Below are 13907 nucleotides of genomic sequence, written 5' to 3' on the forward strand. Positions count from 1 at the left end.
ACCGACGGCTACGGTCGCTGGGACGGCGCCGCCGCGATGAACGCGCTGCTCGACCGGGGCGAGCGCCCCGACGCGGTCTTCGCGTACAACGACCTGATGGCGCTGGGCGCGATGCGCGCCCTGGTCGAGCGCGGGCTGCGGGTGCCGCAGGACATCTCCGTCGTCGGCTTCGACGACGTGGAGGAGGGCCGCTTCTCCACGATCGCGCTGACCACCGTCTCCCCGGACAAGCAGGCCATCGCCCGGCTCGCCGTCGAACGCGTGGTGGCCCGGCTGACCGGCGCCCCGGACATGCGCCCCGAGCGGATCCAGCCCGGCTACACGCTCATCGCCCGCGAGTCCAGCTCCCCGCCGGTCGCCTGACGCGGCGGCCGCGCGGCTGAAGCGGCGCCCGAAGCCGTCTCCGAGGCCGTCATCCGAGGCCGCCACCCGCAGGCCGGCCCAGCACGGGAGCACCCGTGCCGGGCCGGCCTGCGGCGTGCCCGTATGCCGCCTCCGCCCGCCCCGGTGTCCCGGACCCCAGTGCGCCCGCCCGCCTCCGGGGAGACGGGCGGGCGGCGTTCCGCGTGCCGGGGAGGCGACGCCATCACCGCCGTGACGCGGCTACTTGGTCAGGCTGAGCAGGGCGAAGATGCCGCCCACCACGGGACGCGCCTGGAAACCGCTCTGGACGCCCGACACCGTGTCGTACCAGTCGGTGAACGGCACCCGGGTCGGCGTGGCCGTCGCGAAGTCGTACAGGGTGTCGATCAGCACCCGGCTGACCGCGTGCCCGCGCAGCCACGCCGCGGTCCACATCTCCCAGTCGGCCTTGGTGTACGAGTGGCGCGGGTCGAGCGGCACGCCGTACTGGTTGACCTGCGTCAGGTACCAGTCGCCCTCCTCCTTGGCCACCGACGCCGGGACGAGATCGAGCCCGAGCAGCGCGTCGGGGTAGCCGTTGTACTTCAGGCTCCAGGTGCCCGGCTGGTCGTAGGCGAGCTTGAGGTGGTCAGGCGTGGTGTCCTGCGCCTTGGTCACCCACTGCCCGATGTAGTCCTTGGCGGTGGAGCGGTAGCGGGTGGCGTCGGTCGCGTTGCCCGCGGCCGTCGCGATCTGCGCCATCGCGCCGATCGCGAGGATGCCCTTGAGCGCCAGGTTGGCGCTGTGCGCGATGAACCCGGTGAAGTCGTCCGTCTGGTTCTGGTACCCCGGGTCGAGCGCGTTGGCCACCAGGTAGTCGGTCCACTGCCGCAGGATCGCGTAGTGGTCGGTGGCGAACGCCTTGGCCGTCGCCGCGTCGGCCCGCGCGAGGTAGGCCGCGGTCATCAGGAGCATGTTGGCCGACTCCTCGACCGGCATGTCCTCCTCGTTGCCGTCGTTGTGGCCGCTGGCGTTGGGGTAGCTGGAGCCCAGGTCGTGCTCGGCGAACTCCTTGGGCCAGCCGCCGTTCTCGGCGTAGTCCAGGATCGGTTCGAGCAGCAGGCGCAGATACCCGGGGTCGGTGTAGAGGAACACCGGGATCGTCGGGTAGGTGACGTCCACCGAGGAGACGTTGCCGTCGGAGGAGATCTCCTTCAGGAACGCCCACGGCTTGCCGTTGCGGCTGACGAGTTCGGTGGCGCCGTAGGCCTGGCGCAGCGACAGCGCGCACAGCGCCGCGTACTTGGCGCCGCCGGCCGCCGTGGCGTCGCGCTGGATGCGGCGGTCGAGGGAGTCCGTGCGGGACCGCGCGTCGTCCGCGTCGGCGTGGAAGTACCCCACCATGTCCTGCCAGGTGGACCAGTAGGACTTCCACAGCGGCGGGAGCTGGGTGCCCAGGTAGCTCACCGAGGGCTCACGGACGTGCCCGATCGACAGGGCCGCGGTGCGCGGCGCGTTGCGCACGCTGCCCAGGTCGAAGTGGAAGGCGAACACCGGCCAGCGGTCGTTGATCGCGCGCGGCTGCGCGGTGTCCGCGGTGTTGCCGAGCTTGCCGTTCGCCAGCGCCGCGGGACGCACGTCGGTGTCCGCGCCGATCTGCCAGGTCAGCCCGTCCTGGTTGGCGGCGCTCCACACCACCGTGCCCCAGGACGCGGTGTCGGCGGTCTCGCGGAGGACCTGCGGGCTGTCCGGAGCGAAGGACAACGATGTCAGGCTGGGGCCCGCGCCCGCGGCCGGCACCTGCTCCTGCGCCCAGTGGATCTTCGTGCCGGAGTTGCCGTGCGCCCACTCGCCCGAGATGTCGAAGTACAGGCCGACGTCGTGCGCCTTGCCGTCGAGCGAGCGCACCTCGGCGAAGATGTACGACAGCGGCATCGACTGGCGGCGCAGGTCGCCCGGTTCGACCGGGGACAGGAACGTCAGGGTCAGCCGCACCCCGCCGCCCTCGAGTTCGAACCGCGAACGCGTCGCGGTCAGCGTCAGCGACCGCTGCGCCAGCCCGCGCGGCAGGGGGTGGTCGGGCACGTTCGGGGCGCCGAGGAACAGGTAGTTCTGGCCGTCGATGACGGCGATGCCGGTCATGGCGGTGACACGGCCGGTCCAGAAGGTCGGCCAGTGGCCGGCCGGAACGTCGGCCGCCATCCAGGTGCTCAGGTACGGGGAGCGGACCGCGAGCGGCACGGCCGGGGGCCGCAGCGGGTCGAAGGCCGAGAGCGCGGGGCTGCCGGACGCGGACGTGGCGGGGGCGGACCCCGCCGTCGTCGACGGCTCGGCCTGCGCGGCGGTTACCACGCCGGGCAGCAGTGCCACCCCGGCCGCGCCCAGGCCCACCGCGCCGGACCGGGCCAGCAGCCCGCGGCGGCTCACGCCCCCGGCGTCGCTGCGGGATTCGCCGCCGGCACCCGGGGCGGCGGACGGGTTGATGCTTTCGGACATGCCAAGACCTCCTGGAGCGTCACACCGGCCTGCGGCAGGCGGGCCGGCGGACGGCGTCGTCGGGACGGCTCCGGTCGCTCCCGGGCGGGGGCGGTGAGGGTCCGCACGCGACGAGGCGGCGGCGCATGGCCCGGAGGTGAGCGGTCGGTGCCGGGAGGGCAGAGAGCGCGGATCCGGTGGACACCGCGGCGGCTCTCTCGGCCCCCTCAAGTAACAACGTTGGAAAGCACCGGAATGACAGCACGCTCCCGGCGGCGTTGTCCAGACCCAGGGCGGGTTCTTCCGCCCGGAATGTCGACTCCACGTCCTCCGCGCCCAGTTCAGGGCCGTGTGCAGCCCCACTCACCTGTGACTCTCGGGACCGCCGGGACGCCGGTGACCAACTGGCCCCGAGGCGGGTGTTTCTGACCGCCGAGCAGAAATCCTTGCACGGACGCTTGACAGTGTCCGGCGGTTGCCGCAGGGTCTCTACAACGTTGGAAACAGCGGCGGAGGACAGCGACTGCTCCCCGCACCCTCACCCGACCTTCACTGCCCCCGAGGATGTGATCGGCGCATGAAGACGCTTCCGCGCGCCAAGACCCTGGCAGCCGCGATGCTCACGGCCGGCCTGTGCCTTTCCGCCGCCGCGTGCACCAACTCCGGCAACGACTCGGCGAAATCGCCGTCGAGCAGCGCCTCGGACAACACCGCGGCCGCACAGCAGGTGGCGACGCCGACCGACAGTGCCTCCGGTCCGGCGTGCACCGCCGACAGATACGCCGGCGGCGTTGCCAAGCTGAACATCACCGACGGCAAGACCGTCGTCGGCTTCTCCCAGTCGGAGTCGACCAGCAACCCGTTCCGCGCCACCGAGACCAAGAGCATCGAGAACGAGGCGAAGCGGCTCGGCGTCAAGCTCATCGAGCGCAACGCCAACGCCGACGTCAACGCCCAGAACTCGCAGATCCAGGACATGATCGCGCAGGGCGCCAAGGTCCTGATCGTGGCCCCGGAGAACTCCGACGGCCTCGGTCCGGCCCTCGCCGAGGCCAAGTCCAAGAAGATCCCGGTGCTCACCATCGACCGCACGGTCACCGGCACCGCCTGCACCGACTTCATCGCCTTCATCGGCTCGAACTTCTACGGTCAGGCGCAGATCGCCGCCGACGACCTCAACACGGCGACGGGCGGCAACGCGCACGTGGCGATCCTGACCGGAACGCCCGGCAACAACGTCACCACCGACCGGACCAAGGGCTTCCAGGACCAGGTCAAGGCGAAGTACCCGAACATCAAGATCGTCGCCTCGCAGACCGGCAACTTCGCCCAGACCGACGGCCAGAAGGTGATGGAGCAGCTGCTCCAGGCGCACTCCGACATCAACGCCGTCTACGCCGAGAACGACGAGATGGCCCTGGGCGCGATCCAGGCGATCCGGTCGGCCGGGAAGACCCCCGGCAAGGACGTCAAGATCGTCACCATCGACGGCATCCAGCAGATGGTGCAGAACGTCGCCGACGGCCTGGCCGTCGCGGACATCGAGACCAACCCGCGGTTCGGCCCGCTGGCCTTCCAGTCGCTGCAGAACTTCTACGGCACGGCCGGTGTGCAGGACAAGGTGATCATCAAGGACGGCCACTTCACCACGGCCAACGCCAAGCAGGCCCTGGCGCAGGGGCTCGTGTACTGACCGTCGCGCCGGCTGACCACCCCGGGCCGGAGGAGAACCCGCACACGCGGCATCGCCCTCCGGCCCGGACCGGCGCCCCGGGCCGCCTGCCGGCAGCCCCGTACGAGGAGGCGGAGAACGACCATGGTCCAGCAGGACCTCGACCCCCGCGGTGACTCCGTTCTGGAGGTATCGGGGGTGCACAAGAGCTTCGCGGGCGTGCACGCGCTGCGCGATGTGGACTTCGCGCTGCGGCCCGCCGAGGTGCACGCGCTGATCGGCGAGAACGGCGCGGGCAAGTCCACCCTGATCAAGGTGATCACCGGCGTCTACCGGCCGGACAGCGGCACCGTCCGGCTGGACGGCCGCGAACGCGACTTCCGCAACCCGCTGGAGGCGCAGGCCGCCGGGATCTCCACGATCTACCAGGAAGTCAACCTGGTCCCGTTGATGTCGGTCGCCCGCAACCTGTTCCTGGGCCGCGAGCCGCGGCGTTTCGGCCTGGTGGACGTGGGCCGGATGAACCGCGAGGCCGCCGAGGTGCTCGGCCGCTACGGCGTCGACGTCGACGTCACCCGGCCGCTGCGCACCCTGGGCCTGGGCGCCCAGCAGATGGTCGCGCTGGCCCGCGCGGTGCAGATCGACGCCCGCGTCGTCATCATGGACGAGCCCACCTCGTCCCTGGAACCGCGCGAGGTCGAGACGCTGTTCTCGGTGATCCGCCGCCTCAAGGAGCAGGGCATCGCGGTCGTCTACGTCAGCCACCGGCTCGACGAGCTGTACGCGATCTGCGACCGGGTGACCGTGATGCGCGACGGCGAGGTCGTCCACACCGGCGAGATCGCCCAGCTGGAGCGGCTGCGGCTGATCTCCCTGATGCTGGGCCGCGAGATGGCCACCGTACGGGACAAGGGCACCACGGCCTTCGACACCGACCGGCACGAACGGCAGACCGGCCGGCCGGTTCTCTCCGCCGAGGGACTGACGGTCCGCCACCGCCTGCACGACGTCTCCCTGGACATCCACCCCGGCGAGGTCGTCGGCCTCGGCGGTCTGCTCGGCGCGGGCCGCAGCGAGACCGCCAAGGCGATCGTCGGCGCGCTCGGCACCGACGCCGGCTCCGTCGAGATCGAGGGCAAGCCGCTGCACCGGCGCAGCCCCGCCGCCGCGATCCGGGCCGGCGTCGTGATGCTCGCCGAGGACCGCAAGGCCGAGGGCATCATCCCGAACCTGTCGGTCCGCGAGAACATCTCGCTCGCCGCGCTGCCCCGGCTCTCCCGGGCCGGCGTGGTCTCCCAGGCCAAGCAGGACGAGGTCGTCCGCCTCTTCATGGAACGCCTGCGGATCAAGGCGTCCGGGCCGGACCAGAAGGTCAGCGACCTGTCCGGCGGCAACCAGCAGAAGGTGCTGCTGGCCCGCTGGCTGTGCCTCAACCCGAAGGTGCTGCTGCTGGACGAGCCCACCCGCGGCATCGACGTCGGCGCCAAGGCGGAGGTGCAGTCCATCATCGACGAACTCGCCGCCGACGGCCTCGGCGTGCTGCTCATCTCCTCCGACCTGGAGGAGCTGATCGAGGGCTCGGACCGCGTGGTCATCCTCAAGGACGGGCACGTGGTGGGGAACCTCGACGGCGAGGACGTCAGCGAGGACGGCCTGCTCGACGCGCTGGCCACCGCGCCGCCGCTGTCGCCCGACGACCCCGACCTTCCCGAACAACCCGGCCCGGCCACCGGGCCCGAGAACCCCGGCGGGACGCCGCGGGCCGGATCGGACCCGGCCGCCGCGCCCGTGAAGGAGAAGCAGCGATGACCTCCCTCACCTGGACCGGACCCGCGCTCGACCGCGCACGGGTCCGGCGCCTGCTCCAGGACTACGGCGTCTACGCCGCGCTGGCCGTGCTGTTCGTCGTCGCGGTCGGCCTGGACACCTCCTTCGTGCAGATGAGCAACATCCGCGTCCAGCTCTTCCAGGTCGCGCCCACCCTGCTGGTGGCCCTGGGCATGGCCCTGGTCATCGGCACCGAGGGCATCGACCTGTCGGTCGGCGCGGTGATCGCGCTCGCCGCATCGGTGGTGCCGCTCTACGTCGGCTACGGAATGCTTCCCGCGCTGGCCGTGTCCCTGCTGCTGGGCGCCGTGTCCGGCGCGGTCGGCGGCGCGATGGTGGCCCTGGCCCGTATCCAGCCGATCGTGGCCACCCTCTCGCTGATGATCGGCGTCCGCGGACTGGCCGAGATCGTCAACGGCAACTCCGCCAAGCCGGTCACCCAGTCCGGCCTGCTCGACCTCGGCTCGCAGAGCGTGGCCGGCATCCCCGAGATGGCCTGGATCGCCGGGATCTGCGCGCTGCTGACCGGGCTGCTGGTGCGGCGCACCACCTTCGGCCGGCAACTCGTCGCCATCGGCGACAACCGCCAGGCCAGCCGGCTGTCCGGACTCCCGGTGCGCCGGGTGCTGATCACCGTCTACGTGATCTCCGGCGTCCTCTCCGCGCTGGCGGGTGTGCTGATCGTCGGTCACGGCGCCGAGGCGGACCCGGCCAACCAGGGACTGAACATGGAGCTGAACGCGATCACCGCGGTGGTCGTCGGCGGCACGCCGCTCAGCGGCGGCCGGGTGCGCGTGCTCGGCACGGTTGCCGGCGCGCTGTTCATGCAGCTGATCACCGCCGTGCTCACCCAGCACAACGTGCACACCTCGTACACCCAGATCGTGGAGGCCGCGATCATCTGCTTCGCGGTCTACGCCTCCCAGGAGCGTGGTACCCGATGACCTCCGCCGTGCTGCCGCCGCCGGCCACCGCCAAGGCCCGCGCCCCGCGGGCCACGCTCGGCGAGCGGATCGCCTCCCAGGTGCAGCGCCGCGGTGCGCTCGCGGTCCTGGTGCTGGTGGTCGCCATCGCCTCGGCCACCTCCTCGACCTTCCCCACCTGGTCCAACATCAGCAGCATCCTGGGCAACAACGCCTTCGTCTGGCTGCTGGCCCTCGGCATGACCTTCGTCATCATGACCGGCGGCATCGACCTGTCGGTGGGCTCGATGTACGCGCTCGGGGGAGTGCTCGGGGCCTACGGGTCCACCCACGGCACCTGGCTCGCCGTCCTGCTGCCGCTCGCGGTGGGCGCGGCCTGGGGCACGGTGCAGGGACTGCTGGTCGCCAAGGCGGGCATGGCCCCGTTCATCGTCACCCTCGTCGGACTGCTCGGACTGCGCGGACTCCTCCAGGCGGTCACCGACGAGGGCGCCACCACCTACCTCGTGCCGCAGCACTCGGCGTTCCGCCACCTGGGCTCGGGCGTGTGGACCCCGGTGCTGATCACCGCGGCGTTCTTCGTGCTCGGCATCGTCCTGCTGACCCGCACCCGTTTCGGCCACACCCTCACCGCCATGGGCGGCAACGAGAACGCGGCCGTCCTGCTCGGCCTGCCCGTCGCCCGCACCAAGGTGACGGTCTACCTGCTGTCCGGCACCCTGGCCGCCGCGGCGGGGGCGCTCGGCGGCGCCCGGCTCGGCTCGGGTGTGACCACCATCGGCATCGGCTACGAACTCACCGCCATCGCCTCGGTGGTGATCGGCGGCACGCTGCTCACCGGCGGCAGCGGCTCGGTCGGGGGCACCGCGGCGGGCGTCCTGCTGCTCGCGGTGATCCACAACCTGATCGACCACTACTTCTCGCAGTACGGCTCCGCCTTCACCGACACCGTCAACGGCGGTTTCCTGGCGGCCGTGGTGCTGCTGCAGACCCTGCTCAGCCGCAAGCAGCAGCTCGAATGACCGCCGCACCGGCCGCGGCCGCGGCGCCGGCCGGACACGCCGGGCGGGCCGCGGCCGGCCCCGGCCGGTCACCGCGTGAGCCCGGGCGTCAGCCCCTGGCAGCCGAAGGAGAGGAGCCGCCGTGGGTGTCAGCCTCAAGGACGTGGCGTTGCGCGCCGGCGTCTCGCTCAGGACGGCGTCGAAGGTGGTCAACGGCAGTCCGCACCTGCGCCCGGCCACGCGTGAACGCGTCCTGCGGGCGGTCGACGAACTCGGCTACCGGCCCAACCTGACCGCGCGTCACCTGCGCAGCGGCCGTACCGGACTGATCACCATGGCGGTGCCGGACGTGGCACGCCCCTACTTCGCCGAACTGGCCGGCGCCGTCATCGAGACGGCCGCCCGCTACGGCCGCACCGTCCTGCTCGACCACACCGGCGGCTCGTACGAGCGCGAGCTCACCGTCTGCAACGGCGCCCGCTCGCACCTCGCCGACGGACTGATCCTCAGCCCCGTCCGCCTCGCCGAGGAGGACCTGCGGGCCCGCGCCGACCAGGCCCCGCTCGTCCTGCTGGGCGGCGGCGAGTACCGGGTGCCCTACGACCACATCGCCATCGACGACGTCGCCGCGGCCCGCACCGCGGTCCGGCACCTGGCGTCGCTCGGGCGCCGCCGCATCGCCTTCGTCGGCGCGAGCGACGACCGCGCCCGCCGCGAGGCCGACCTGCGGCTGCGCGGCTGGCGCGAGGAACTGGCCGCGGCCGGCACCGTCCCGTCCACCGCGCTCGTGGCGGCCACCGACGGCCGGGGCCGCCAGGACGGCCTGGCCGCCATGACCCGGCTGCTCGCCCGGCAGCGCAGCCGTGGACGCCCGGTGCCCGACGCGGTGTTCGCCTGCAACGACCAGCTGGCGCTGGGCGCGATGCGCGCCCTGGCCCAGCACGGGCTGCGCGTCCCCGAGGACGTCGCTGTGGTCGGCTTCGACGACACCGAGGAGGGACGGTACGCGGCGGTCTCGCTGACCACCATCGCACCCGACACCTCCGCGATCGCCCGGCTCGCCGTGACCCGCCTGGTGGAACGCATCAGCTGGGACGGCGCCTCGCCGCCGCCGGCGCCGGTACGGATCACCCCCGGCCACACCCTGGTCGTGCGGGAGTCGACGACCGGCAGGTCGGGGACAGGTCGGGCCCCTCCGCGACCCGCCGCACCGGCCTTCGAACCGGCCGCCCCCGCCCATGCCTTCGCCGGCTGCCAGTCCCGGCAGCCGCCCGTCGCCCGAGGAACCGTATGACTCGCCCCTCCCTGGTCCGCTCCGCCTTCGGCGTGACGTCCGGCGGCTCCGAGGTGGACCGCTGGACGCTCGACTCCGGCACCGGAGTGCGCGCCGACGTGCTCACCTACGGCGCGATCCTGCACAGCCTGACGGTGCCCGCCGTCTCGGGCGAGGACGCATGCGTCGTCCTCAACCTGCCGGCCGTCCGTGACTACGAGCAGCGCAGCCCCTTCTTCGGCGCCGTCATCGGCCGGTACGCCAACCGGATCGCCCATGGCGCCTTCACGCTCGACGGCCGGGAACACCGGATCCCGCTCAACGACCGCGGCCACGCGCTGCACGGCGGTCCCGAGGGCTTCGACCGCCGGCTGTGGCACGCCGAGCCGGGACCCACCGGCGACGACGCCGTGGCGCTGCGGCTGACGCTGCACAGCCCGGACGGCGACATGGGCTTCCCCGGCGCGCTCGACGTCACCGCCACCTACACCCTCCACCGCGACGGCACCCTGCGGCTGGACTACGGCGCCCGCACCGACCGGGCCACGGTGGTGAACCTGACGCACCACGCGTACCTCAACCTCGCCGGCGCCGGCGCCGGAGACGTCCTCCCGCACGTGCTCGCCCTCGACGCCGGGTCCTATCTGCCGGCCAGCGCAGACGGCATCCCGCTCGCGGACCCCGTGCCGACCGCGGGCACCGCCTTCGACTTCGCCGAACCGCACCCCATCGGGGAGCGGATCGCCGACGACGACCCGCAGGTCCGGGCGATGGGCGGCTACGACCACTGCTGGCTGCTCGGCCCCGGTCCGCGGGACGGCGCGCTGCGGCGGGCCGCCCGGCTGGCCGACCCCGTCAGCGGGCGCCGTCTGGAGGTCTGGACGACGGAACCGGGCGTGCAGGTGTACACCGGCAACAACCTCGACGGCAGCCTCGCGGGTGCCGACGGCAAGCCCTACGAGCGCCACGGCGCGGTGTGCCTGGAGACCCAGCACTTCCCGGACTCCCCGAACCGGCCGGACTTCCCCAGCACCGTCCTGCGGCCGGGGGAGGAGTTCCGCAGCGCCACCGAGTTCCGCTTCCCGCACCTGGCGGGACGCGGCTGAGCCGCTCGCACACAGCCCTGGGGGCGGGACCCGGACCGGGTCCCGCCCCCAGGGCTTTCCCGCGCTCTCAGGACGCCGGAGCGTCCAGCGCGCCGACGTCCGCAGCCGTCAGCGCGCGGTTCCAGGCCTGGACCTGGTCGATCGCGCCCGGCCAGAAGTCGGCGTCGTGCGACCCCGAGAAGCCGCGGCCGATGGCGAAGGGACCGGGCGCCGCGTCACCGGCCGGCTGGTGCCAGACGGTGGACTGCGCCGCGCCGTCGACGTACAGGGTGTACGTGCCGGCGTCCGCGTCGTGCACACCCACCAGGTGGTACCACCGGCCGGTCACCGGTGCCTGGTCGGACAGCGCCCGGCCCTCGCCGGTGGAGAACGCCAGGCGGTTGTCCGCGGCCGAGTACTGGAGGTAGAAGCCGCTGCTGACGGAGCCGTCCTGGCTGACGGCGGTGGCCCACGACCCGGTGCGGTCGAGCCGGACCCAGGCACTCACCGAGAAGTTGCCCGTGGTGTCCAGCACCGGAGTCTGGGTCTGACCGAACTGACCCCCGTTGCCGTCGAGTTGCAGCGCCGATCCGGAGACGCCCGGCACCCGGGCCGGCGCGCCGCTCAGCGTCGCGTCGTGGCCGCCCGCGCTGTCGTGGGCGACGGTCCCGGTCGTCTCGTCCAGGCTCCACACCCCCACCGGATCGTGCTGCCCCGCGGCGAACACGGTCCGCACGTTCTGCAGGTGGTGCGTCGACTCGGTGGCGCCGTGTCCCCGCCGGTAGTCGGCCGTGGCCATCAGCGCCCCCGCGGTGCCCGGCGCGATCCCGTCCGGGGCGCCGACGGTGAAGTGCCAGACGGCCGAGCCGTGCGGGGCGATCGACTCCGGCCGGTCGCCGGCCGGGGCCGCGGTCCACCCCGCCGGCGCCGCGAGGCGCACGGACGCGGCGTCCAGCCGGTCGGCGGTGGTGTTGCGCACGGTGACGTCCACCGATGTCGAACCGCCCACCGTGATCAGCCCGTCGGGGTTCGCCGGTCCGACGCCGACCGACGCGTCGCGGCTGGAGGCCCCCCAGGCCTGGAACTCCGTCACGCCGACAAAGGCCCCCGGCGGGTCGGTGAACAGCAGCCGCACCCGGCTGGTGGTCAGGGCCGGGAAGGTGATCCGGTTCAGGCCGTCGCCGACCGGCTGGGCGGAGTCGCGCACCTGCCCTGGGACGTCCTGCCAGGCCGCGCCGTCCCAGTACTGCACGCGGTACGCGGCGGCCGGCCGGACCCCGCCGCCGTCGTCGTACCCGTACCAGCGGATGTCGCTGACGCTCGTGGGAGCGCCGAAGTCGACGCCGTAGGAGTCCTGGGCGTTGGGCGAGGAGTAGTTCGTCCAGCGGGTGTTCTCCGGGACCTCGTCGAACCAGACCTTGCCGTCCAGCGCGTTCCACGCGTTGTCGTACGTCCAGGTGTACGAGGTCAGCGGCTTGGGGTAGCCCTGGCGCAGCGGGTTGGCGGCGTCGTTCACCAGGCCCGGGGGCGCGGCGGCCACGGTCGCGCCGACGCCCACCGTGGTGTCCTTGAGCGTGGCCGAGGAGCGCACCGGACGCCCGTCGAGGTAGATCCGCAGGCCGGCGCCCTGGTGGTAGTGGCTGCCGTCGCGGTCCCACAGCACCGTGACGTTGTGCCCGTGGTAGGGCACGTTCTCGGCGGCGAAGTGGTCCCAGGAGGACGGCACCAGGGGCTGCACGCGCAGGTTGCCGCCGGCTTGCGGACGCAGGCCGATCAGACCGGACAGCACCAGGTCGTCGTAGGTCGAGTGGTTGTAGTCCTCACTGTGGTCGTAACCGTCGTAGATCCAGCGGTCGTTGTCCGGGTCGTGCGCCTCGGCGACGTAGGGCTTGCCGTTGCGCGTCTGCGTTCTGGCGTACGTGGCCAGGGCGGCGGCGTAGTCGTCCTTGGTGACCGCGTTCTGCGCCGGGTAGTCGTCCAGCAGGTCGGCCATGCCGGTGAGCGTCTGCGAGGTCGCGAACGGCCAGCTCGGGCCGTCCCAGCGGCAGCAGTTGCCGGCCTCGTGCATGAAGTACGGGCTGCGGCGCTCGGCCGTCGTCGGGCCGTAGGCGCTCGCGAAGCCCTGCGGGTCCAGCAGCTGGGACCAGGCGGAGGCGTCGGAGGGCTCGGCGGCGCCGAACATCCACGGGATGTAGCCGATCTCCTCACGGGTGTCGGACAGCTTGTGGTCCGGGTTGCCGTCGCGCGCCATGGCGTAGTAGAAGCCGCGGCTCGGGTCCCACAGCCACTTCTGCAGGGCCGTCTTCAGCCCTGCGGCGCGTCCGGCGTACTCGGCGGCGAGCGCCGGGTCGCCGGCCGCGCGGGCGATCGCGCTGATCGCCATCGCGTCGCCGTACTGGTAGGAGTTCAGCGTCGGCCGGTACCCCGCGCCGCCGTGGTACGGGTCGCCCGACGCGTAGGAGGAGGCCGAGAACTCCATGGCGTCCCACACCGGGACCGACCAGTACAGGCCGAGCTTCGCGTCGAACTGCTTGTCCCAGCCGCGGTACTGGCGCACCAGCGCGGGCAGCAGGGCCTTCACCCGGCTGAAGTCGCCGGTCACCTCGGCCTGCTGGTACGCCGCGGTGGCCAGCCACACGCTGTACTCGTGCGCCCAGTCGGCGGTGTCGGCGTTGACGTCGTCGGTGGCGGGCTTGCTGCCGGCGCCCGGCCCGGTCAGCCAGAACCGGATGTAGTCGTCGTCGTAGGACTGGTCGCGCACCCAGCGGCCCTCGGTGATCTGGTGCCCGGCCGCGGCGTTGATGGCCTGGTAGGGCGCCGCGTAGCCGCAGCAGTCGAGGAACTCCGTGGAGATCCAGCCGTCGGCCGGGTCGGTGTAGCGCAGGTGCTCCTTGTAGTCCCGCCAGCGGTAGTAGTAGACGCTCTGCATCGTGGCGTCCGGCAGGTCGACGAACGGGATGTTGGCCTCGTACCAGGCGGGATCGGCCACCCCGGACAGGTAGGAGGCGTCGTCCAGGAAGTGGGTGCCCGCCCCCACCGCCGGGTACGGCTGGGGGGTGCCGGGCGCCGTGTCGCGGCCGGCTCCCGGGAGCCCCGAGGCCAGGGCCTGGCCCGAGGCGCCGGCGAGCGCGAGCAGCACCAGCGCCGCGAACGCGGCGACGCATGCCGTCGCGCGGGCGGCGTGGCGCTGGGCGGCGGAACCGGCCCCCGGGGGCCGTGCTCTGCCCGGGCCGTGGTGCACCTGCTGAGGCATCGGGGGACCTCCGTCGTAGCGGCTTCTATAACGATGGAAATGATGGCCATCGTTGA

General features: G+C 72.7%; 9 protein-coding genes. 7 read left to right on the forward strand and 2 right to left on the reverse strand.

The window, feature by feature from the left end:
- Positions 1-363: LacI family DNA-binding transcriptional regulator (locus K7862_RS27055; protein ID WP_222967119.1), on the forward strand; the 363-nt coding region annotated here is incomplete at its 5' end.
- A gap of 240 nt (positions 364-603) precedes the next feature.
- Here the strand turns inward: K7862_RS27055 and K7862_RS27060 are convergent.
- Complete coding sequence (locus tag K7862_RS27060; protein WP_222967120.1) at positions 604-2838, reverse strand: glutaminase family protein; 2235 nt, start codon at positions 2836-2838, stop codon at positions 604-606.
- Positions 2839-3394: 556 nt separating this feature from the next.
- Here K7862_RS27060 and K7862_RS27065 point away from each other — a divergent pair.
- The 6 genes from K7862_RS27065 (at position 3395) to K7862_RS27090 (ending at position 10619) form a co-directional block, all read left to right on the forward strand.
- Positions 3395-4510 carry an ABC transporter substrate-binding protein gene (locus K7862_RS27065; RefSeq protein ID WP_262413882.1) on the forward strand — a complete coding sequence of 372 codons (1116 nt, stop codon included), beginning with the start codon at positions 3395-3397 and terminating at the stop codon, positions 4508-4510.
- Between the two features lie 123 nt (positions 4511-4633).
- Positions 4634-6298 (forward strand): sugar ABC transporter ATP-binding protein, encoded by a 1665-nt coding sequence (locus tag K7862_RS27070; RefSeq protein WP_222967121.1) that lies wholly within the window; start codon positions 4634-4636, stop codon positions 6296-6298.
- Positions 6295-7260: an ABC transporter permease gene (locus K7862_RS27075; protein WP_222967123.1), complete on the forward strand. Its 966-nt coding sequence runs from the start codon at positions 6295-6297 to the stop codon at positions 7258-7260. The genes K7862_RS27070 and K7862_RS27075 overlap by 4 nt, the downstream gene beginning before the upstream one ends.
- A complete protein-coding gene (locus K7862_RS27080) occupies positions 7257-8261 on the forward strand; it encodes an ABC transporter permease (RefSeq protein WP_222967125.1) in 1005 nt (334 codons plus the stop codon). Before K7862_RS27075 ends, K7862_RS27080 begins: the two co-directional genes overlap by 4 nt.
- A gap of 121 nt (positions 8262-8382) precedes the next feature.
- Positions 8383-9534: a LacI family DNA-binding transcriptional regulator gene (locus tag K7862_RS27085; protein WP_222967127.1), complete on the forward strand. Its 1152-nt coding sequence runs from the start codon at positions 8383-8385 to the stop codon at positions 9532-9534.
- Positions 9531-10619 carry an aldose epimerase family protein gene (locus tag K7862_RS27090; protein ID WP_222967129.1) on the forward strand — a complete coding sequence of 363 codons (1089 nt, stop codon included), beginning with the start codon at positions 9531-9533 and terminating at the stop codon, positions 10617-10619. Before K7862_RS27085 ends, K7862_RS27090 begins: the two co-directional genes overlap by 4 nt.
- A 67-nt stretch (positions 10620-10686) precedes the next feature.
- Here K7862_RS27090 and K7862_RS27095 read toward each other — a convergent pair whose 3' ends face one another.
- Positions 10687-13851: an MGH1-like glycoside hydrolase domain-containing protein gene (locus K7862_RS27095; protein WP_222967131.1), complete on the reverse strand. Its 3165-nt coding sequence runs from the start codon at positions 13849-13851 to the stop codon at positions 10687-10689.
- Between the last annotated feature and the right edge of the window lie 56 nt (positions 13852-13907).

Source organism: Actinacidiphila acidipaludis, assembly GCF_019890725.1.
Taxonomy (GTDB): domain Bacteria; phylum Actinomycetota; class Actinomycetes; order Streptomycetales; family Streptomycetaceae; genus Actinacidiphila; species Actinacidiphila acidipaludis.